The sequence below is a fragment of the Gordonia namibiensis NBRC 108229 genome, assembly GCF_000298235.1.
GTDB lineage: Bacteria > Actinomycetota > Actinomycetes > Mycobacteriales > Mycobacteriaceae > Gordonia > Gordonia namibiensis.
The window spans coordinates 1-21,987 of sequence record NZ_BAHE01000004.1; the positions used below are offsets into that span (position 1 = coordinate 1).

Below are 21,987 nucleotides of genomic sequence, written 5' to 3' on the forward strand. Positions count from 1 at the left end.
CCGCGCTCGAGTCGGAGCTTGCCGTCACGTACAACGTGGCCGACGCTGCGTAGATCGGAGTCTGCAGCAAGCAGAATCCAACTCCTACGACGGCGGCGACGAGACCACTTGTGACGACGATCCACCACCGTCGCGCAAGCCTCGCCACGACGAGTGCGTACCGAGTCGACGCCTCTCGCCCCCGAGCGTCCGGCGATTCACTGATACTCATGGATACCTCGTTTCGATGGTCAGGAGATGACTGAGACTCCGCGGTCGAGCCAGGTGCTGAGGGCGACAACCACTCCAGCCCCCCAGCTGAAGCGCGGGAGCCCCTCGGTGCTTGTTTCGCGGGTTCAGGCATCGGACTAATCGACTCAGCCTTATGTGAACTTGGCTTGTTTGGCGATGTCACACGGTAGGTCACACCGTAAGCCACCATTAATATGAATAGCGGAAGCAGTCGCATAGACTGCTCCGCAAAGTTGTACACGGCAAAAATTATCGGCGCAGCAATAACCCAGCCACTGGCGGCACTCGGAAATCTCCGCACATAGCGAACGGCCCGAATAAAAACCGCGACAATCAATAGAACAATGGCGCACAGACCTACCGCGCCCAACTCCGTCAGCACCTGCACATATCCACTGTGAGCGTGAGCACGCACCCAGCCGTAGTACGAAAACTGCGTTTGAGATATCAATGGGTCACTCGCGAACGAACCCCACCCTGAGCCCCAATATGGCCGTTCTCGCCAGGCGGCGATGGATGCCTGCCATATATCCGTCCGACCCGTAAACGTTATGTCTCGATCGAGGAAATCCAGCCAAGTTCGCAGAATCCAACCACTCCAGATAACTCCGGCTGCAATAACTGGCAGCGAAACCGCATAGACAACGGTTCTCGACAATCTACTCGCACGCAAGCTGAGTCCATAGAGCGCGCGGACCACCAGTACCAAGACGGCCAATACCAACACCGTGGCAGACTGGGCCCACGCAAGAGTGGCGGAATACAGAACAAGCGACGCACAAAGCAAAAGTCTGTCGCCTGCCGACCGCAACGGGCGATAGATAGCCGCCGAAAATCCAACTAGAATTACGAACGAAAGCGCATTCTTAGAGACATAAAAACCAGTAAGGGTGCCCGAATAGGCTGGGCCTGAGTGAATCGCATACCAGGAAGCCACTACACCTAGCAGTAGGCAAATCGACGCGATACCGAGGGTAGCGAGGTGAATAACTCGAAGGACATCCTCTAACTTCAAGAATTCACCGACCGCTAGTCCAGCGGCCGCTACGACACCAAATGAAAAGGCCGCCCAGACCGACTCGCCTCGAGCCGATGACCAACCGATCGACAGGACGGTTATGAGAAAGAACGGAATCGACCAGCCACGAAGAACCATGAGCCGCGGCCTACACAACCAACAAGCCAACAACCCTAAGAACAAAACAAGGATCGAACCAGCACCCGAGATAAATTTCGGAAACTGCAATATAACTAGTGCCACTATCAGCAATACGGCATGGCATACGCCAGAAACCGACCTAAGGCGGTTAGTTGCTGCAGCGACTGCAGTCATAGTTCAGTTCCGTTTCCACAGTTCATCACCGAATGGCGATAGCCACAAGCGAACTCAATCCGGGTTCCCCAACAACTGTGTTGGGCTCAGCGCGCATACTCATTCTCCAGCCGACCTGACAGGTACCGGATCATCCCCACGCCCTTAGGGATATTCATGACCGTCGGCCCCACTCGGCGAGGGCTCGCGACACCGTATACGGCTGCGACTGGAAGGGCGACCGCCAGCCTCACGATAGCAGCACCGACGAGAACCGGCGCCTTGAGTTGCCTTGGGTTCAAACGTGCTGAAACATTGCCTAGGCGTACGCCACGTCGCCAGAGCCATCGCATATTCGCCCGCTGGACCCCGATTCGTTCGTGAACTACCGCGTCTTCACACCAGACGTACGATGCACCCTTGGACAGCCCGTCATGGAAGAAGCGGCTATCACTGCCACCCGTTGACGACCAGCGATCGTCAAACCTGATTCCGCGCAGCGCGCCATCAGTACGGAGGGCGACGTTGTTGGTTGCCGGCCAACGCACAGGACCACCCGTTACACCGTGCGGCCGTTCGAAGAACCCAAATCGCTTCGCCCACTTGGGACAGTCCTCGCTGAACTCGGGCTCGACAGGTCCGAACACTGCGTCGGCCCCATACTCAAGCGCGGTAGCGACAAGCGCGTTAGACCAGCCGGGAGCGACGACTTCATCATCGTCGATGAACACGAGAAGGTTGTAAGCGTTGGTTTCTGCGAACTCCACAGCAGCGTTACGCCCAGCCGCAATCCCAGGCTCAGCTACATGAACGTAGGAAACTTCAATCTGGAAGCCCTCGATAAGGTCTGAGAAGTCCTGGGGCGTGGGATTATTGTCCACTATCAGCACTGTGGCGATGATGCCTGAATTATCGCTGCTTATAATGTCATCAAGTACTGAACGGGCAGAGTCCCGAAGGCCCTCATTACGGTTGTAAGTCAGTATCGCCACAACGATCTTCAGCTCATTGTTCTGCTGTTCCCTCATCGCAGGGACTTGCACATGCGTCATGATCGACCCAGCCTTCCGAAGATCCTCTCAGCAACACCGCGTGGCACCGCACCGGACAGGCCCACCAAGACAGCAGAAAATGAGGGAAGCGCGCCCGATCGCCGGATTCCGCGGGCAGCCACCTTCAACCCAAGCAGAGAACGATCCGCCAAGGCATATCGCAGCACTTGCGCCGCATAGAAGTCACTGAGAATACCCGGAGCTAGCGCCTTGAGGGCGGTGTCTGCCCACTCTGCAGACGCCCGCCAGTCGCTACTCGCGGAGATGGAAGACTCGGAGCCAACCTGGATCATGACAAGCGACTCCTCGACCTGAGATACGACTGCACGTTTTTCATCTTGCGCACGCAGGAGCCAGTCCCAGTCCTGGTGACGGGGGATTCTTCGCCAGTCAACGGCGCGAGCCAAATTGCCGTCAACTAACAGAGTCGATGTGAATAGTGAATTGCGTCGAACACTTGGCGACCGTTTTCTAAACAAGTAATCCTCGACACGATCACTCGGAGTAATTGCCGTGTCAGGGACATTGTTGATCGTCTGCGAATTCTTCAGAACAAACTGATCAACGCGCGAAGAAATGATTGGCACGTGGCCACGCTCTCTTAGCATCCTAGCTCGGGCCACCTGTACGGCGAGCTTATCCGGAAACCAATAATCATCGTCGTCAAGGAATGCAACGTAATCCGCGGTCCCGAGGCGGGCGCCCACTGTCCTCGCCGCGAGTCGCCTCGACGGGTTGCTAACCACAGTCAAATCTTGCTTTTGCGCCAGATCGCTAGCGAGCTCGTCCGGCACTTCGTCGCCGTCGAACACGACGGTCACTCGAACGTGGAAGTCTCCATCTTGGTTTAGTGCGGAGTCAACCGCACGTGCGAGCTCAGGGCCCCGTTTGCCCAGAGTCGGTATCACAACATTAACGATCTCCATCGCGTTCCACTTCCTTAGTCCCGTCTTCGCGAATGCTTCGAATGCCAGCATGGAGACCAGCTGCCGCGGCCCCTGAATATCCAAGGACCGTCGCTATCGCTGCACCGTACATTCCGAAAAAGGGAACTAGCGTTACAAGACTCAGCACAGTAATAAGCGCACCAATGGTCGCTGCGACCAAGAGCTTGCGGCGAAGGGCCAAGGCGGCGAGCATTCCCTGCGCTGTGTCCATAAAGAGTAGGGCGGCCGCAGCTACTGTCAGGATCCGGAGAACTGGTGTCGCGGCCTCGTAACCGGGCCCCAAGAGCAATGTGACTACGAGTGGTGAGACCAACACGCCGACAACTACTCCCAGAACCGCTACAACTGCTAACACCTTGAGCTCTCGGAAGATTTCGCGAACCGCGTCGGCGCCAAATGCGGCAGCTTGAATTCGGCTCTTGAAGGCCCCTGAGACCACCAGGACTGATCCAGCTAATGCACTCGCAGCGGAATAGATGCCCAGTTGCTCCGCAGTACCCAAGCGGTCCAGCACAATCAAATCACATCTCAAGGTTATAGCCGTGAGAGATGTAAATGCAACTACCGGAATGCCACGTTTGACACAAATAAGAATGGACGACCACAGAGTAGACCACTGAAAATTGTTAGCTAGTTCGCGACGCCCCCGTGACACGACGTCCTTGGCATACAACCCACATCCCGCTAGACCGACCGCGCCCTGCACGACGAGCACTGCGTTCGCGGTACCCAACATCCCACGAAGGCTTAACAAACCGAGGCCAAGAATACGAAACACGGCAGCAAGTCCGCTGGTCGCGGCAGGTAGAACTAACTGCCGGCGAACGATCGCAATGCCGCGCCACGTCTGAGCCAACGCAACAAAGGGAACGGGAAGCATCGCACATAAGATGACAGGTGCTGGCACCGACATCGCGAACAGAGCTAGCGTGCCCGCCGTCATGGTAGCGAGGGTCCCGGTCAGGACAACGACCGAACTTGCAAGCAGTGCACTATCGTCCTCCCGATGCCCGCCCAAGAACACTTCGGGTTGACCGAAGGCGCCAATCGAAGCTGCCATTATCGAAACCGATTGAGCGATACCGAGAACACCCCGGTCATCTACCCCAAGCCCTTGCGCCAGGATGGGTGAGGTAACGAAGATGGCGAGTGGTGAAGCAAGGTACAGGCTGATCTCGAGAAGACGTCTACCTATGCCTCTATACCTTTTTCGCTCCTTCGTAACGGCTCGCAGTGGACTAGTCACGATCGATCTTCACCCAAGAGTCGAGGTAGAGCCCGTGCTCTCGAGATCGATCGGTGAACCAAGGCTCCGGTGCAAACACTGCCTCGTGCTCGCCTAAAAACGCAGCCCACCAAGAGAATGTGCTATTCGACATCACCAGGTAACCTGCGCTAGCCAAAAGCGAAAGATCGCTGTAGTGATCCTCGAAACCCGAAATCATCGCGGATCCCGAAAACTCACTTCGGTCAATGAAGTCCTGCGTCCATGCACGGTCGTCGGTCGCAATCAAGACGGGGAGGTCCCGGTTAGCCTGCGCCAAGGCGGTTGTGTAATACGACTCGCTACAGATTCCAAATGTCGCCAGATACTTTCCGACAGAGACGTAATCCCCCCGACGGACATGCGCTGCGACGTACCGATCTTCACCTCCGGTCGCCCTCGCAACCTGCCCGCGCACTTCAGGAAGCTTAATTTTTGATCGGAGAAAATCTCGATACTTCAGCAGTTCCTGCGGTTCCTGAAAGAACGATGCTAGAACGATGGACTTTCCTTCACCAAGCGCATCGCGCGCTTCCGCATAGTTGCAGACAACGGAACTCCGAAGATGCCGAGCCCTGCTAGCAACCATGGAGATTCGGCGCAGTAGTGGACGCGAGACCGAAGGCATGTAGGCCCCACCCCTCCACGTAAAGCGCTCAATTCGTCCCAGAGAGACCACTGGGGCATCCGACGTGAGGATGCTTTCGAGTTGATAGCCGCGCTGTCCAGCTTGCTGCAATTTACGGGCGTCCAGTGAGTACTCGGTCTCGAACTCCTTGGCCAGGATCTCACCAGCCGCCCATTGAAAGAGCTGGTTGGCGAGTCCGCCAGTCAGTTCGACTGTAATCGTCCCCCGGCGAGAACCCGAGTCGCATGACTCTGCCGATGCAGACCGGAGTTGTCTTGCTTCGTGAGATGCACCGTTAACCGAATGATGCACGGACTCGGGCGGCGTGCCGCGCAGGCCCTCGCGATCGCGATCACCGTAGCTGACCGGGGTTACCACGCTTTCACCTTCTTGAGTTGCATTCACTCGCACTACCGCGCATCTGCAGATGCGAAGTTTGCTCGGTACCAATCAACGGTCACCTTGATACCGTCCGCGAGCTCAACGCTCGGCTCCCACCCCGTTCCTGCGAGCGTTGAGATGTCCAAGAGCTTCCGTGGAGTTCCATCCGGTCGGTCCGTATCCCAGCGAGTTTCGCCAGTGAACCCTGTCGCGTCGGCCACCATCTGCGCGATCTCGGCAATCGAATGGTCCCGCCCAGTGCCGACATTGACTTGCTGCGGCCCATCGAAATGGTTCAGCAAGTGAATGCAGGCAGAAGCCATATCGTCAACATGAAGCAACTCACGCCGCGGCGTACCTGTTCCCCAGTTCTCCACGTAGGCAGCGCTACCCCGACGCGCTTCCTCGTACCTCCGGATAAGCCCCGGGAGTACATGCGAACTCGTCGCCGAGAAATTGTCGTTCGGACCGTATAAATTGGTGGGCATCGCCGAGATCCAAGGCAATCCGTACTGTCGGCGCACGGCCTGCACATGCAGTATTCCGGCAATTTTTGCAATCGCGTACGCGTCGTTGGTTGGTTCGAGAGGACCAGTGAGCAGAGAGTCTTCGCGGATGGGCTGCTCGGCAAACTTCGGGTAGATACAAGAGGAACCCAGGAAAAGGAGCCTCGGAACCCGAATATTTAACGCGGCGTCGAGAACGTTTGTTTGAATTTGCGAATTGATTGAAAGAAAGTCGACGGGATAGGTGCTGTTTGCAACAATTCCTCCGACTTTCGCGGCAGCAAGCACCACAACTTCGGGTTGCTCTCGATCGAAGAAACGGAAAACCGCTTCGCGATCGGTCAAATCAAGTTCGCTGTGCGTCCGACCCACCAGGCCGGCGAACCCGTCAGATTCAAGCAGACGCCAAATCGCCGAGCCGACCAAGCCTCGGTGGCCGGCGACATAGATCTTCGCAGCCTTGTCGAGCGGCTGTACCGTGTTCTTCGCATCATTCATGATGCTCCCCTAGTTCCAGTAGTCCAGCACAGGTCGGTCAATCCACGGCTTGCCCTCGCACTCAAGTGCCGCAATATCCGCATCGACCATGATTCGAGCGAGGTCGGGAGCCATGACTGACGGCTTCCAGCCCAGAATCTCGTGCGCCTTGCTAGCATCGCCGATCAACGCATCGACCTCGGTCGGCCGCAAATACCGCTCATCGAAACGCACGTGCTCCTCCCAATCAAGGCCAGCGTGCTCGAAAGCGGTGATGAGGAAGTCTCGAACAGTGTTGTTACCACCGGTTGCAAGGACATAGTCGTCAGGTTGATCCGCCTGCAGCATCCGCCACATTCCCTCGACGTACTCGGGCGCGTACCCCCAGTCCCTAACAGCGTCAAGGTTTCCCATGTACAAATGCTGCTCGATACCGGCCTTGATACGGGCAGCAGCCCGGGTTATCTTGCGTGTCACGAACGTCTCACCGCGTCTGGGTGATTCGTGGTTGAACAGGATCCCGTTCACCGCGAACATTCCGTATGCCTCGCGGTAGTTGCGGGTCACCCAGTAGGAGTAGACCTTTGCCGCCCCGTAGGGAGACCGAGGGTAGAAGAGCGTGTCTTCGTTCTGCGGGGGCGGGGACGCCCCGAACATCTCGGAACTAGATGCTTGGTAGAACCGACAGTTCACTCCTGTCAGTCTCACTGCCTCGAGGAGCCTGATCGAGCCAATACCCGTCGTATCGCCGGTATGTTCGGGCTCATCGAAACTCACACGCACATGGGATTGCGCGGCCAAGTTGTAGACTTCGTCCGGTTCAATGGTCGAGATCAGCGTCACCAACCGGGCCCCGTCGCTCAGGTCCCCGTAATGCAGGAACAGACGAGCCTCGGGATCATGCGGGTCAACGTACAGGTGATTGATCCTTGACGTGTTGAACGTCGAGGAACGTCGAATCAAGCCATGTACTTCATAGCCCTTCGACAAGAGCAATTCCGCTAAGTACGAGCCATCCTGGCCAGTAATTCCGGTAATCAGTGCCTTTTTCATTTAATTCCTAGATCGAGCCGAAATCGAGTAATAATTTCTGTTTGGGCCCTACACCCGGTAGGCCCACCCAGCAGCGGTCCATGCGTCCGAGTCGAGGCACATACGTCCGTCGATCACGACACGCTGCCTTACTCGCACTCCAACTTCGGAGGGACTCAGTTTGAGGAACTCCGGCCATTCGGTTAGCACCAGTGTTACATCAGCCATATCGCATGCACCCAGCGCCGATGTTGCATAGTCGAGCGTGGGGAACAGCTTGCGCGAGTTATCGATTGCCTTGGGATCGTACACGGACACCGATGCACCCTGTAGCTGGATCTGTCCCGCAACATTCAGTGCCGGAGAGTCACGTACATCGTCCGATTCTGGTTTGAATGCCGCCCCTAGGATCGCTACTCGCTTTCCCAGCAGCGACCCGCCACACACCTCACGGGTCAGCTCAACCAGGCGCGTTCGACGGCGCATGTTCACATTGTCGACTTCTCGAAGAAAACTGAGAGCCTCAGCGGCACCGAGCTCGCCGGCCCGTGCCATGAACGCCCTAATATCCTTCGGTAGGCAGCCTCCACCGAAACCTACGCCAGCATTCAAAAACTTGCGCCCGATTCGGGCATCGTAGCCGATGGCGTCTGCGATCGCTTTGACGTCGGCACCTGCGGCATCACAAACTTCCGCAATCGCGTTGATGAACGAAATCTTTGTTGCCAGGAATGCATTCGCAGACGTCTTCACCAACTCAGCCGTTGGAGGGTCAGTGGTAATGAACGGTATTCCGGCGCCAATAATATTGCTGTAAATTTCCTGGCAGACCGCGACTGCCCGGCCACCTTCGAATGATCCGACAACAACACGGTCCGGATGGAGGGTGTCCTGAACTGCAAACCCCTCCCTCAAGAACTCAGGATTCCAGGCGATCTCGACATCGATGTCCTTGGCCAATTCAGCCGCACGCTCGCTGAGGCGCTGGGCAGTTCCGACTGGCACTGTGGACTTACCCAGTATCAGTGCATCTCTCGTGAGCAGTGGAACGAGTTCCTCGAGCGCGCCGTCGACGTATTGGAGGTCAGCGCTGTACTCGCCCTTCTTCTGGGGCGTTCCAACCGCGATGAAGAAGACATCAGCAAAGTCCGCAGCCTCACTGTATGAACCCGAAACCGTGAGACGACCGGAATCGATATGCCGCTGAAGAAGATCTGGAAGACCGGGCTCGTAGAACGGCACGATTCCCGCGGCCAGTTGTTCACGCTTCTCTGGTACAACCTCGATGCCTAGCACTTCGTGGCCGAGTTCGGCCATGCACGCAGCGTGTGTAGCACCCAAGTAGCCCAAGCCCAGGACAACCATCCGCATCAGTAGGCACCATCTTTCTTCAATACAGCTTTCACGGTTCTCCAGAGAATTGTTAGGTCCTGCATAATGGACCAGTTCTCGACGTAGACCAAGTCGAGTCGGATTCGGTCTTCTTCGGCCAAGTCTGACCGCCCAGAGACTTGCCACAAGCCGGTGATACCGGGCTTCACAAGCAGGCGACGCTCGACGAAGTTCGGAATTTCGGAACCTTCGCCAGGAACGAGCGGGCGCGGGCCCACGACGCTCATATCACGGGTGAGGACGTTAAACAGCTGGGGCAGTTCGTCAATGCTGGTGCGTCGAATAAATCTGCCGATAGGCGTGATCCGCGGATCGTCTTCCGCCTTGAAGAACACCGACCGTTGCGCAACACCGGGCGCCGCCGCAGACACTCCGGCTTGGAACTTGTCTGCTTCCGGCCGCATCGACCGGAACTTCCAGACCCTGAAACTTTGGCCGTCTTTGCCAACCCTCAACTGTCGGTAGAAGACCGGACCACCGTCATGCGCTTTGATAGCGATCGCGGTAGCGAACATCACCGGTGCGGCTAACAGGATTGCGACCAGGGCAACAACATAGTCCAAGCTCGTCTTTAAGACCGTTTGGGAGGCGCCATAGCGCGGCTTGTCGATATGCAACAGCGGAAGGCCCTCTACTTGGCGCATCATCATCCGCGGCCCGGCAACGTCCGTTACGCCGGGAGCCACGAGGACATCAACACCTAGACCCTCTAGTTCCCAAGACAATTCACGGATGAACTCGTGTCCAGGTGACGGTGTTGTGATCGCGACAGCATCTGCGGAGCAGGCCCTGACAGCATCGCTAATGTTTTCGAAGTGAGAGTAGACGGGAAGGCTATGTTCCCCTACCGCCAAACTACCGCTCTTGGAGTGCCTCCCTGGGGGCAGGCAGACGCCCACCACCTCGTAGCCCAACGTCGGCCTCTTCACCAGGCGCTTCGCCAGAGGGTGTGCTGCCTCAGGGTCACCCACGATGAGTAACTGATCTTGGTTTTGCGCGTGAGCTCGTTGCCACGACAGTCGTCTCCGCCAACCCCAACGCGCAGTTAGCAACCCCAGCGTGCCGAGTGGGAGCGCGACAGCCAGAAACCCTCGCGCGATATTTAGCCTGAATAGCAGGTCGAGAATCGCGAGCATCCCGAAAACGGCGAAACACGCTGTCGCAACACGGCTGTATTCTGCAGTGCCGGCTCCGATGATCCGACGGTCGAGTGTCTGGAAAGCGCGGAGTGCGCCGACCCAAGTCAGGCCTAGCACGACGGACACTATCGTGACCGGCGCATCGAGGGCGCCTGCCGATGCCATCGCGTTGTCGGCGCCGAACCGCACAATTTGGGCAATCGTCACCGACGCCGCAACGATGAGCGCGTCAGTCCAAGCAACACGAACCAGGTACCCATGTACCCAACCCTGAGTCTTGCCCCTCGCGGGCTCAGCCTGAGCAGTCGGCCGTGTGCGACGACGCAGATATGGTCCACCCTCTACGTTCACGGCCTGCCGGTCAGCCAAGGTCGCCACCTTTCGTCCACGCTCAAAGAATCTCGAAATCTCATGAGAATACATACGACAGTCGGACCAATGTGGCCGGGCAGATTGCCAGGATCCGCGCTACTTCTTCACGATTCCGAATGAATGAGGAAAGAGTATTCCACCGGTCCGAAGTTCACAACTTGAAACCGGCCCGCCGCCCTCGAATTCACACCTACAGCATTCCGCGATCACCATTCTGGTTACGCGCATCTTAACCAGTCGTTTCAACCGCCTGCGACCGTCGTACGTTCGACCTACGCGACAGCCCCTACCTGCATAAACGAGGTCCTGTCGCGCCTCAGGCGGACACATTGACCACCGCCTTCGCACACCGCATGGACTGTGACCTTGGTCACCAATTACCCCTTAGTTAGTCCGAACATGTCACAAAAACGGACATTGACTCGTTAGTAACTTGAACTATTAGCTGCCCTGGATTTACGGTCGCTACTTCCTGCCGCGGCCTAGCCACCTTTTCCGTCTGAATACAGCGAACCAGTTCAGGAACACAAATTTCGAGAAAGCAGGTACCGGGTGGTGAACCTACGCGCCGCCCTCAGGTTCGATATGTGTGTTGTCGGCCCACACCAGTTACGCATGGCACCCGACGACCCATGTTGGGCGCCAGACGAAGACATCAGCTCCTACGAGATAATGTGGCAATGAGTCGCGACTCACCCCGGTTGTCTGTCAGCCCACTCCTTACCCGACGAACCCTGCTCGCAGCCTCGCTAGGCGCGATGACAGTGGGCCTCACGAGCTGCACCGACGTTCGGGCGACCAGCGACCTCTGGTCGTCATCCCGCCGCATGTGGGGCGCTTTCTTACCGGGCATCGCTTCGGGCAGTGCTCAGACATCGTTAGGAAGGCTCGAAGAGCTTGCCAACTTCAGACCCAACATTCTTACCCTTTACGCGTCGACCAAAGATTCTCTGTCAACTTCGGGAATAAGTGGAGTGCACGGCGCGCAGGCTGTTCCACTCATTACGCTCGAGCCGTGGAGACCTGCGGAGGGGAACGTCCAGCGGGAGTTCACGCTTTCCAGCATCGGATCAGGTCAACACGACGCGGACTTAGAAAGGTGGGCACTTCAGCTCGCAGCTTGGGAACGGCCAGCGCTTCTCAGGTTCGCGCAGGAGATGAACGGCACCTGGTACCCGTGGTCGATCGGAGTTGGGGGCAACACCCCGCAGCAGTATCGCGACGCGTGGTCGCGGATGCATGCGATCATCGCCGATAAGGCACCCAATGTCCGGTTCGTTTGGGCTCCAAACACAATCACCGAGGGCACTCGGGATTTCGTCGATTGTTACCCCGGAGATGACGTCGTGGACTACCTCGGTCTGGACGGTTACAACTGGGGTCAGTCTCCTGGCCATCAGTGGCAGTCCGTAGACAAGCTTTTCCTCAAGAGTCTCGACGTGTTGGGCCAGGTCAGTACCCGTCGCCCGATCCTCATTACAGAGGTCGGCTGCGCCGACGGCGCCACTCCCGATCTGAAGGCCAAGTGGATCACTGACTTTTTCGATCTGATAGAGGACCGCGCGAATGTGGCGGGCTTCCTGTGGTTCCAGATGGATAAGGAACGGGACTGGAGGTTCAACTCGACGCCTGCCAGCACTCGGAGTTTTCGCGCTGGACTAGCTCGCTGGATGGGCGGCGCCCAGACTGGTTGACGCCCTAGATCTGTGGGGCACCAGTGAGTTGCGGGAGCACAGACGGCAGGGATACTTGTCGGATGCCAGCTCAACCATTCGTGCCCGTCGATCCCTCGGTGTTTCACGCGTTGGTGCTGCTGAACCTCCTGTTCGTTACCGGAGCTTGGTGCCTTGCGCGTCCCTCACATCGGGCCGCGGCGGTTCTGACGGTTCTGTCCGTGGCGTGGTTGTTCGGGAACGGGCCGATCGAGGGCCGGATTCTGGTCACGGTGACCGTCGGCCGTGGCTTCACCGAGTCGGACATACTGTCGATCGTCGGAGTCCTGGTTGCCGCAATTACTTTCGTCCGTACGCGGGAACGGCGGCGGTATGAGGAGTAGGTGGGCTGTCTGAGGAGCTTGGCTCACCAACCCTTCGTGGCTCCTCGCTAGCGCTCGTCGCACCTCAGGGAGCGAGGGGTGACGTAGCTGATTTCGATACGGCTCGTCGCTTCGCTCCTCCCCTACTCAACCAGCGATGCGGGGCTCCTCACCTACTCAACTAGCGATGCGGGGCTCCTCACCTACTCAACCGGCGGGGGCGGGGAGGTCACCGCGCGTTGTAGTCGAACCTCTGCTTATCCAGCTGCGCGCGGAGCGCCGGCTCCAGGACCCGCGCGGCCGTAGCCGTCAGGTGCGAGTCGTCGCGGTAGAAGAGGATCTTGTTGTGCGCGGCGAAACACGAGTTGCCCTCGCACAGCAGGTCGTTGACGCTGACCGTTGTCACGTCCTGGTATTCGTCACGTGACACGACGTCGGTGATCGGTTCGATGCGCGGGTAGTCGTCGAAGTTGAACTCGCACTTTGTCCAGTCGTCCATCGAGCCGGAGATGCAGTCGGCCACCTGGAAACCCGGGTAGGGCGTGTCGGCGATGTAGACGAGCTTGGCGCCGGTGTTCCGAAGCTGGATCATCGTGTGCGTCCACGCAGCCTCGGAGACCACACGATCCGGCACATACGTCGACAGCGACGAGACGAAGACGATCCGCGGGCCCACCTCGGCGATGCGCTTCAGCGTCTCCTCGCGCCACTCCTGGCAGTCGGGCTTCACGTACGGGTCCGGGATGCGGGGCTGCGGCCGCAGGTGCTGGGCCGGGCAGGCGGCCTTGGTGAACTGGTGGATGCGCCAGCCGTGGTCGGCGCCGAGGTTGCGGATCGCCTGCGCCCACTGGTCGGCGTGACTGTCGCCGAAGAGCACCACCGGGATGCCGTCGGCCGGACCGAAGGCGCAGTCGGTGCGGGGCGCGGTGTCCCCAACCGGGATCAGGCACTCGAACGGTTCGGGCCGGTCGTCAAACGCCTGGAACGGGTTGGGCGTCACCGCGCCGGACTGCTCGCCGCTGTCGGTGCCGAACACCGACTGATACGTGAGCGACGCGTTCGCGACGGTGTCGCGGCTGGCCACCTGCACGGTGATCACGCCGGCGGTCATCGTGACCGCCAGGGCTGCGACGACGCCGGTCAGGCCCAGCGAGATCGACGCCGAGTCATTGCGTTTGAGCTCGCGGTTGCGCAGCAGCGGTTCCTCGAACAGCAGCGTCGAGATGGTCGCGAGCACCAGCGACCCCGCCGACACGGCCAGCAGCACCGGCCAGCTCGACGACCCGACGACCGCCTCGTACAGCACGATCGCAGGCCAATGCCACAGGTACCAGGCATACGAGACCCGACCGAGGAACTTCAGCGGCGGCGTCGCCAGCAGCCGTCCGACGAACAGCGAACCCGTACCGACGGCACAACCGGAGGCGATGACCAGCGCGGCACCCGCGGTCGGGAGCAGCGCCGCAGTACCGGGATACGGCGTGTGCGCGTTCACGATGAACGCCGCGACCACGATGCCGGCCAGACCGGCCCAACCGAGCACGAGGACAACGGGATTACTCGCGCGCAGTCCACCGAGTCGTGCGAGGGCCGGCATTCCGATGGCGACGAGGCCGCCGACGCCGAACTGCCAGGCGCGGGTGTAGGTGGCCATGTAGGCGGTCGCGGGATCGGTGGGCGTCAGCACGATCGCCCACACCAGCGACGCCACGCTGACCAGCAGCACCGCGATCCCGACCGACCAGCGGACCGAGAGTCGTTCGCGCAGTCGTGTCCGGGTGGCGAGCGCACCGGCGCCGATCACCAGGAACGGCCAGATGAAGTACAGCTGGGCCTCGATGGCGAGCGACCAGAAGTGCGTCGCCAGGCTGCCGTCGATCGCGCCGGCCAGATAGTCGGCGTTCTGCTCGATGAAATGCCAGTTCGACAATTGCGCTGCCGCGGCCAGCAGATCGAGGGCCTGCTTGAACACCTTGAGCAGCGGCATGAAGATCGCGGCGCCGATGATCGACACCACGATCACCAGGGCGGCCGGCGGGATGATGCGGCGGGCGCGTCGGGCGAAGAAGCTGCGCAACGAGATCCGCTCGTGGCGTTCGTACTCGCGGACCAGCAGGCCGGTGATCAGGAAGCCGGAGATCACGAAGAAGACGTCGACGCCGACGAATCCGCCGGTCAGGTACGGGACGTGCGAGTGGAACAGAACCACGAGCAACACCGCGATACCGCGCAGGCCGGCGATGTCGTCGAAGAAGGTCCGCGGCGTCACGCGCGTCTCGGCTGGTTCCTGCGTCGACGAAACGGTGAGTGCGGCCATCGGTTTCGTCGGAGCGTCGTACGTCATGCCCTCGCCCGTCCGATCACTTCGTGTCCCACGGGAGCATGAGATCGAACCAACCGAGCGCCATCGCCGCGATGAACAGGATCACGCACGTGTACCCGATGACCTCCCACACCGAGATGCGGTTCCAGTTGGTCGGGGTCGGGCGTTTGGGAGTGGCTGCGGGGCGGGCGTCGTCGGGTGCGGGACCGACCGGCGTCATGAGGCGATCTCCTTCGGGTCGATCTTCCTCAACTGCACCGTCTCGGTATCGTCGTAGTCGGTAGCGGCGTCGGTCGCGTCGATGTCCTCCGGTTCGACTTCCGCGCTGCTGCTACGACGCCGCGGGATCAGGATCTTCACGAACTCGACGAACAGCGGCAACGCCAGATACGTGTAGGCCAGCACCAGTCCGACCATCATCCAGAACTGGGCGAGCCCGTACACCATCACGTCCCGCACGATGAACACCCAGAACGCCAGCAACGACGCCCCGAGCACGGTCGCGCCGAGCCAGGCGATGGAACGGGCCAGTGAGTTCGACTTGCCGATCGCACCCGTTGGCACCCAGCCGATCTCCCGGCCGATGATCTTGTGCCAGATCGCCACCGCATGCGCGTAGCTGTACGCCATCTGGATGCGCAGCACCTCGAAGCGCCAACGCGTGCGCGACACCAGCGGGAACAGCACCACGTACACCCACAGCCCCAGCAGGAACGGAACCAGCTGCACAGGCCGGACGTCCTCGGGATAGAAGGCGGCCATGATGACGCCCGGTAGGAAGAGCAGGAAGACGTTCAGCGCGGTGGTGACGTAGTACAGGACGCCGGCCCAGCGGGCGATGCGCTGGCGGAGGGTCTGCGACTGCGGGTGATCGACGAGTCGGTTGTTCTTGATCGGCGTCAGCGTCCCCTGGCACCAGCGGTACTGCTGGTTGAGGAAGCCGGCTAGGTCCGACGGGCACAGGCCGCGCGACAGCACCACCGGCACGTAGCGGATCGTGTAGCCGGCCTGTTGCACATGGCGGCCGGTGTGGAGGTCCTCGCTGTGCTCGATCTCGGCGAAGCCACCGACCCGGTCCAGTGCGCTGCGTCGGTAGATCGCCGACGTGCCGACGCAGTTGGCCGCACCGATCCGATCACGTGAGGGCAGCACCCAGCGGTAGAAGAACTCCTGCGTCGCGCCGGCGGTCCGCTGAATCCAGCCCATCGACTCGGTGGTCGCGAAGCATTGCGGACTCTGGACAATTGCGACTTGTGGGTCGTCCAAATAGGGGACCAAATGTCCGAGTAAATCGGCACGCGGACAGAAATCGGCGTCGAATATCACGATCAATTCACCGCGGCTGATCTTGCACGCGTTCCGGAGGTTGCCCGCTTTGCGGAGGTGTCCTCTGTCCGGACGAACGACGTAGTCGAATCCGAAAGACGCTGCGAGATCGTGAACTTCCTCGCGCGCGGCGTCGTCGAGCACAAAGACCGACAGTCGTCCGGGCCAGTTCATCGCGACGACGTGCTGGTAGGTGTTCCGCAGGATCTCCAGGCTTTCGCCGCACGTCGGGAGAAAGACATCGACGCTCGGGTAGCGGCCGTCGTGCGGATTCCAGGATGTGACGCGTTCCTGATGCGACGCCCACGTCACCCGTCGTTTGTTCATCCCGGTTAACAAAGAAAATGTGTTGCCGATCACATTCAAAATGAGGACAAAAAGCACCGGCGTCAGCCAGACGTGGGTGGTGGCAAATGCGACAAGTGAGACAGAGACCAGCAGGAATGCGGCGATCAGAACCAGCTGAATCCAGCGCATCTGCGGCCCGAGGTACTCGTAGACCTCGTCGTCGGTCGGCGCGGTGACGAACTGGGGATCATGCTGCGACACGGGTGGTTCGGTGTGACGTCGACCACTGCGTGCAACCGCCGGATCGTCGTGGATGAGCCCGGAGCGGTCAGCGGACGACGCACCTGTTGTACGGGTCCCGACGGTCAGCTCCACCCACTCAGAATCATTCAACCAATACGTCGACGCAAACCGCAGGAATGGACGGGTTACCGTTTCCGGGTGAAATCCAGGTGGGGCCGAGCTCGGTCCGTCGGCGTGTGTGTCGCCGTCGTGTCCGTTTTCGGGATGGGGGTCGCCGCATGTACGTCGACATCGAACGATGATTCGACGGCGGGCGCGTCCAGCTCGACGGTGTCGTCGACGTCGGTGAAGCTGAGCGCGGAGGCCGTGGAGCAGCGCGGCGGAATCGTCCGGACGGACGACATTCCTGAGGCGTGGTCATTGCCGGACGGCACTGTTGCCAAGCGGCTGGTCTACCGGTCGACCTCCGGGGTCGACGGTTCGGCGACGAATGTGGGTGGCGCGGTGTTCGTTCCGGGGCCCACTCCCCCGGCCGGCGGCTGGCCTCTGATCGCCTACGCGCACGGAACCACCGGCATCACTCCCGATTGCGCGCCGTCGGACCAGGCGGACATGTTCGGCGACCTGACCGCGGTCCGAGATTTCCTCGACGCGGGATACGCAGTGGTCACCACCGACTACCAGGGACTCGGTACCCGCACCGGACAACAGGCTCCGCACCCGTACCTGGAGCCGGTCACCGCCGGATACAACGTCATCGACTCCGTTCGGGCGGCTCAGTCCACCGGACTCGGCATCAGCCCTCGCTGGCTGGCCGCGGGCCGGTCGCAGGGTGGCGCGGCGGTCTGGTCGGCTGCCGAGGAGTTCGGCGGCTACGGGGGCGGCAGCGGTGAGCTGCTGGGTGTCGTGGCCGTCGCACCGCTGCTAGACCCGCAGTACTTCGCGACGCGAGCCCAGGAGAACACGCTTACCCGGGCCCAGCAGCACCTGTATCCGCTGGTCGTGCATGGAGTCTCGCAGGCCGATCCGGCGGTGAAACCCGGCGACCACCTCTCCGCCCTGGACACCTCGGCCGTACCGCAGTGCGGAGACGAGCGCACCGCGGTGTCTTTGCTGTCCGTGCCCAAGAACACCTCACTGGGCGCCGTGACGCCCGAAGCCGCGCAGACATTGCACGACCGACTCGCGGCCTACGCCCTCCCCCGGACCGCGACCGAGGTGCCGATCCTCGCGGTGTACGGCGCCGCCGATGACGTCGTACCGGTCGATGTGATGGAAGACACGTTGAGACGCGCGTGCGATGCCGGCGATCGGGTACTGAGTGACCGACAGGAACTGCAGGGGCATATCGTCGATCCCGGCCCCGCTATGGCGGCCTGGGTCCGCGACCGAGTTGCAGGATTGCCCGCACCAAGTAATTGTTGAAACAAACGAACCTGACGCCTCGCGCGCGGTCGGAAAATGGCCGCTATGGTGACAAAGTCGCTGGACGAGAAACGCGGGTTGGGAGACTGGTTAAATGTTCAATGCCGTGAAGCGCATTGCAGGTTCTGCACCGATCTGGGCATGGATCGTCATGGTCGTGTGTGCAGTGGTCCTCGTCGTCGGTCTCATCGTGTCGAGCAACCGCACCGCCCCGTCGTCGGACACGGCGTCGCAGATGGCCCCCACCAGTTCAACCCCGCTCGAGCAGCCCGCCACCCTCGCATTCATCGAGGACGCGAAGGCGCACTCCGCCGAGCCCAGAACAATTGTGCTGCTCGGCGATTCGACCGGTGCCGCTCGCGACGGCTGGGCTCCCAAGGTCGGCAGTGCGATCAGCAAGACGCTCCAGCGGCCAATGGCGACCAAATTCTGGAACACCACGACCAATGACTACGGCGCAATGGTCGGACTCGGCGACGGTCCGAACGGACCGATCGGATTCTGGAACGGCAGCGCCTCCGGGAAAGACGCGGATTACGCGCTCGACAATCTCGACAAGATGATTCCTGCGGATGTCACACCGGATTTGATCATGCTTAATTTCGGACATACCCAGGATGCCGATACACCGCTCGCCGAGCAACTGCAGCCGCTCATCGCACAACTCCGCAAGGAATACCCGAACGCCGATCTCGTCGCGATCAAGCAGAGCCCGGCCCAGGGCAAGAACACCGGTGAGGTGACCGCCGGCTTCGCGTCGGCCATGGACGCCGAGGGCATCCAGGTCATCGACGTCTACTCCGCCTTCCCCACCGACGACGCGTCGCTCGCGCCGCTGCTGAAGGACACCGTCAACCCGAGCGCTGCCGGACAGCAGCTCTGGGCGACCACGGTTCTCAAGGCTTTCGAGGTGCAGGCGTAGGGGTTTCGAGGCTTCAGCGCCTGTTCAACCCCTCGACCGCGTGGGTCATACTCATTCCGTGATTTCTGCTCTCCTCACCGCCACAGCGGTTCTCGGACTCCTGACCGTGGCACCCGGCCCCGACATGGCCGTCGTGACGCAGGCGGCAGTCTCCGGGACACGGGCAGCGGGTTTCAAGGTCGCCGTCGGCGTGGGTGCCGGATTGCTGGTGTGGGGCGCGTTGACGGTCGTCGGACTATCCGCCCTACTCGCCGCGTCTGCCGAGGCCTACACAGTCGTGAAGCTCCTGGGCGCGGCTTACCTGATCTATCTGGGGATCAGCACATTGTGGCGGAGTCGAAATCTCAGGAACTACACCGCAGACACGGCGGCCGGCACGCGCCGGGTTCCGACCCTACGCACCGGGATGATCACCAACCTCCTCAATCCGAAGATCGCCGTTTTCTACACCAGCGTCCTCACCCAGCTGGTCCCGGCGGGTTGGCCCGTCGGCCCTTCTCTTGCTCTACTCGTCGGAATCCACGCCGGCCTGACGATCGCGTGGCTTTCCACCTATGTTGCGTTGTTGTCCCGCCTCAGCACGACCTTCGTACGACCCAAGGTCCGACGCGGGATCGACCGAGTCACCGGCACCGTGCTCGCCGGCTTCGGCACCGCGATCGCTCTGCAGACAGCCCACCGCTGACGTACGGGATCGCCCGCGGGACCCCGACATGCCCTTCGGATGCCCTTGGCGTGGAACTCGCCGCATATTGTGCATAAACCACTGTTTGTCCACACCTATTTGTTACCTCTGAGATTTCTGTTCACTGATGTTGCACGCTTTCTTTCGCAGGAGTGAAACATCCTGTGAGCAGCGGAAACTCGACGAAAAAAGGTTGAAAGTTCTCGCGCATTCGAACATATGTTCGTGTACAAAGGATTCATGGCACCGCTCGAATCCCTCCTCGACCAACTCTCGGGAATCGCCCCACCCGCGGACGACCCCACTGGTCACGCTACACACGAACAACTCGAGACCCTGCGGCTGATCCGCAACGTGATCGATCATCAGATCGTCTCGCGGACAGCCGAACTCGATCGTCTGCGCGTCGCAGAGAAAGCGGGGTCGACCACCAAGAAGCTGCTCATCGAGATGGGGTTCGCACCGGTGGTGTCGACGCGCACTGTTCGGATCGCCTCGGTGATCGGGACGTTGAGCAAGGTCGAGGCCTACGCAGCCGACGGTCGGCTGTCCGGTGAGGTCGTCGACGCCATCGTCCGAGGTATGGCCACAATCGAGAAGCGCTCACCCACAGCGCTTTCCGACTCCGATCGGGGTGCTCACGAGAGCGACCTCCTTGCCCAGGCCCTGTCCGGTGCCACGCCTTCTGAGATCCTCGGACGCGCCCAGACGATCGGCAACACCATCGCCGACGACGAGGGCGGCATCCCAGCGAGCGATGACCGAACCCTGGATGTGTTGTCCCACCATGTGACTGACGACAGTCGAGTCGAGATCCACGCCAACGTGACACAGACCGTCGGCGAGAAGTTCATCTCCATGATCGACGAACGCTCCGTGCCCCGTGCCGAACCCGACGGCGCGCCTGATCGTCGCTCTGCAGCCCAGCGCCGCGCGGACGCACTCGAGGTGCTGTTGGACCAAGCGGCTGTCGGTGCGGCGATGGACACCATCGGCACCCCACGAACCCAAACGATCTTGACCATCCCAGCCACCGGCGACCCAGCCACCCTCCCCTGGACCGGATCCGTCACCCACGCCATCGCCCGACAACTATCCTGCGACGGAACCCTGATCGAGGCCATCATCGACGACGAGACCGTGCCACTACAGATGGGCCGCGAACGGCGCCTGTTCCCAGCGCAGCGGAACCATCCGAACGTCGATCCGGTCATGACGGCCAGGATCTGGAACGCCAGGACGGAACCGAACACGGCACCGACCACCGCGACATCGATGCTCCGCCGGCGGATGGCGAGCCAGCCGACGATCACCAGCGCCGCCGGCAACAGCGGCTGAATCCCCAACAGGTTGGCGACGACGACCTCCCCCAGGGGACCCGCCCCCACGTCGACCGCCGAGATGATCCCGGCCACCGCGACCTGCGCCGAGTTCCCGTACTGAGAGGAGAACTGCGAGAACGCACTACCGTCGAGCAACCATCCCGCGATCGCCCACACGGCGAACGCGAACCCAGTCGGGAGCGCCACGATCACCGCGTCGTGACATCCGAATCCGGCCCCGTGTCGCCAGCTCTTCTGTTCGTCCCCGATTTGGCGGCTACGGATCGTCGACATGATGAAGACGCCGGCGGTCACCGTCGCCGCGACCGGCAACGCCTCATATCGGGTGAGGTATGCGAGCCCCAGTGCGACACCTGCGATCACCAGATCGGCCACGTGATATCGGTTGACCCATCGCAGTATTCGACGGCAGGCCCACAGCAGGAAGAACAGGAACGGCGCCTCGCTCATACCCATTCCGCCGTAAAGGATGATCATCGGGTTCAGAGCGAATGCTGCGATCGCCAACCAGCGCAGTACGACACCGCAGTCGTAGTCGAGAGCGATGCGCCGCACCTGCCACCCGGCGCCGGCCATGAACAGCGCGCTCATCACCGCGCCCTCGAAACCCACGTGGCGCAGGCGGGGCCACTCGTTCAGCGGCCAGCGCCCGAAGAGTTCGACG

The 21,987-nt window shown here is 60.7% G+C and carries 18 protein-coding genes and 1 pseudogene; 6 read left to right on the forward strand and 13 right to left on the reverse strand.

What is annotated here, in order from left to right; all coding sequences use genetic code 11:
* The 10 genes and pseudogenes from GONAM_RS22820 to GONAM_RS02205 all read right to left on the reverse strand — a co-directional run.
* On the reverse strand, positions 1–211 hold a 211-nt coding region (locus GONAM_RS22820), incomplete at its 3' end, for a Wzz/FepE/Etk N-terminal domain-containing protein (RefSeq protein ID WP_040535118.1).
* Between the two features lie 375 nt (positions 212–586).
* Positions 587–1,564, reverse strand: a pseudogene (locus GONAM_RS23075) (O-antigen ligase family protein); the annotation flags it as partial.
* A gap of 86 nt (positions 1,565–1,650) precedes the next feature.
* The gene (locus GONAM_RS22300; RefSeq protein WP_157159124.1) at positions 1,651–2,571 is read right to left on the reverse strand and encodes a glycosyltransferase; all 921 of its coding nucleotides are present in this window, start codon (positions 2,569–2,571) and stop codon (positions 1,651–1,653) included.
* A gap of 20 nt (positions 2,572–2,591) precedes the next feature.
* Positions 2,592–3,572 (reverse strand): glycosyltransferase family 2 protein, encoded by a 981-nt coding sequence (locus GONAM_RS22305; protein WP_083876367.1) that lies wholly within the window; start codon positions 3,570–3,572, stop codon positions 2,592–2,594.
* On the reverse strand, positions 3,508–4,602 hold the full coding sequence (locus GONAM_RS22310; protein WP_083876368.1) for a lipopolysaccharide biosynthesis protein: 1,095 nt from the start codon (positions 4,600–4,602) through the stop codon (positions 3,508–3,510). The genes GONAM_RS22305 and GONAM_RS22310 overlap by 65 nt, the downstream gene beginning before the upstream one ends.
* Positions 4,603–4,780: 178 nt before the next feature.
* Entirely contained in the window at positions 4,781–5,812 is a 1,032-nt protein-coding gene (locus GONAM_RS22620; RefSeq protein ID WP_157159125.1) for an alpha-1,2-fucosyltransferase, read from the reverse strand.
* Between the two features lie 32 nt (positions 5,813–5,844).
* Complete coding sequence (locus tag GONAM_RS02190; protein WP_006865144.1) at positions 5,845–6,819, reverse strand: GDP-L-fucose synthase family protein; 975 nt, start codon at positions 6,817–6,819, stop codon at positions 5,845–5,847.
* Between the two features lie 9 nt (positions 6,820–6,828).
* Positions 6,829–7,851 (reverse strand): GDP-mannose 4,6-dehydratase, encoded by a 1,023-nt coding sequence (gene gmd, locus GONAM_RS02195; protein ID WP_006865145.1) that lies wholly within the window; start codon positions 7,849–7,851, stop codon positions 6,829–6,831.
* A 48-nt stretch (positions 7,852–7,899) separates the two neighbouring features.
* Complete coding sequence (locus GONAM_RS02200; protein WP_006865146.1) at positions 7,900–9,201, reverse strand: UDP-glucose dehydrogenase family protein; 1,302 nt, start codon at positions 9,199–9,201, stop codon at positions 7,900–7,902.
* Positions 9,201–10,784, reverse strand: a complete 1,584-nt coding sequence (locus tag GONAM_RS02205; protein WP_157159126.1) for a sugar transferase — start codon at positions 10,782–10,784, stop codon at positions 9,201–9,203. Before GONAM_RS02205 ends, GONAM_RS02200 begins: the two co-directional genes overlap by 1 nt.
* A 776-nt stretch (positions 10,785–11,560) precedes the next feature.
* Between GONAM_RS02205 and GONAM_RS23015 the strand changes: the two genes are divergently transcribed.
* Together GONAM_RS23015 and GONAM_RS22880 are read left to right on the forward strand one after the other, a co-directional pair.
* On the forward strand, positions 11,561–12,427 hold the full coding sequence (locus GONAM_RS23015; protein ID WP_280985333.1) for a glycoside hydrolase family 26 protein: 867 nt from the start codon (positions 11,561–11,563) through the stop codon (positions 12,425–12,427).
* Between the two features lie 62 nt (positions 12,428–12,489).
* Positions 12,490–12,789: a hypothetical protein gene (locus GONAM_RS22880; protein ID WP_006865149.1), complete on the forward strand. Its 300-nt coding sequence runs from the start codon at positions 12,490–12,492 to the stop codon at positions 12,787–12,789.
* Positions 12,790–12,997: 208 nt separating this feature from the next.
* Here GONAM_RS22880 and GONAM_RS02220 read toward each other — a convergent pair whose 3' ends face one another.
* Genes GONAM_RS02220 through GONAM_RS02230 form a run of 3 tightly spaced genes read right to left on the reverse strand, consistent with a single transcriptional unit; the run spans position 12,998 to position 17,080 of the window.
* Positions 12,998–15,112: an acyltransferase family protein gene (locus GONAM_RS02220; protein WP_006865150.1), complete on the reverse strand. Its 2,115-nt coding sequence runs from the start codon at positions 15,110–15,112 to the stop codon at positions 12,998–13,000.
* Between the two features lie 16 nt (positions 15,113–15,128).
* Entirely contained in the window at positions 15,129–15,311 is a 183-nt protein-coding gene (locus GONAM_RS02225; RefSeq protein WP_006865151.1) for a hypothetical protein, read from the reverse strand.
* Entirely contained in the window at positions 15,308–17,080 is a 1,773-nt protein-coding gene (locus GONAM_RS02230) for a glycosyltransferase family 2 protein (RefSeq protein WP_040535125.1), read from the reverse strand. The genes GONAM_RS02225 and GONAM_RS02230 overlap by 4 nt, the downstream gene beginning before the upstream one ends.
* A 198-nt stretch (positions 17,081–17,278) precedes the next feature.
* Between GONAM_RS02230 and GONAM_RS02235 the strand changes: the two genes are divergently transcribed.
* The 4 genes from GONAM_RS02235 to GONAM_RS22315 all read left to right on the forward strand — a co-directional run bounded on the left by GONAM_RS02235 (position 17,279) and on the right by GONAM_RS22315 (position 21,318).
* Positions 17,279–18,373 carry a lipase family protein gene (locus GONAM_RS02235; protein ID WP_006865153.1) on the forward strand — a complete coding sequence of 365 codons (1,095 nt, stop codon included), beginning with the start codon at positions 17,279–17,281 and terminating at the stop codon, positions 18,371–18,373.
* A 94-nt stretch (positions 18,374–18,467) separates the two neighbouring features.
* On the forward strand, positions 18,468–19,295 hold the full coding sequence (locus GONAM_RS02240) for an SGNH/GDSL hydrolase family protein (protein WP_006865154.1): 828 nt from the start codon (positions 18,468–18,470) through the stop codon (positions 19,293–19,295).
* 58 nt (positions 19,296–19,353) lie between these two features.
* Positions 19,354–19,980: a LysE family translocator gene (locus GONAM_RS02245; protein ID WP_006865155.1), complete on the forward strand. Its 627-nt coding sequence runs from the start codon at positions 19,354–19,356 to the stop codon at positions 19,978–19,980.
* 240 nt (positions 19,981–20,220) lie between these two features.
* Positions 20,221–21,318 (forward strand): DUF222 domain-containing protein, encoded by a 1,098-nt coding sequence (locus tag GONAM_RS22315; protein WP_006865156.1) that lies wholly within the window; start codon positions 20,221–20,223, stop codon positions 21,316–21,318.
* The last annotated feature ends 669 nt before the right edge of the window (positions 21,319–21,987 follow it).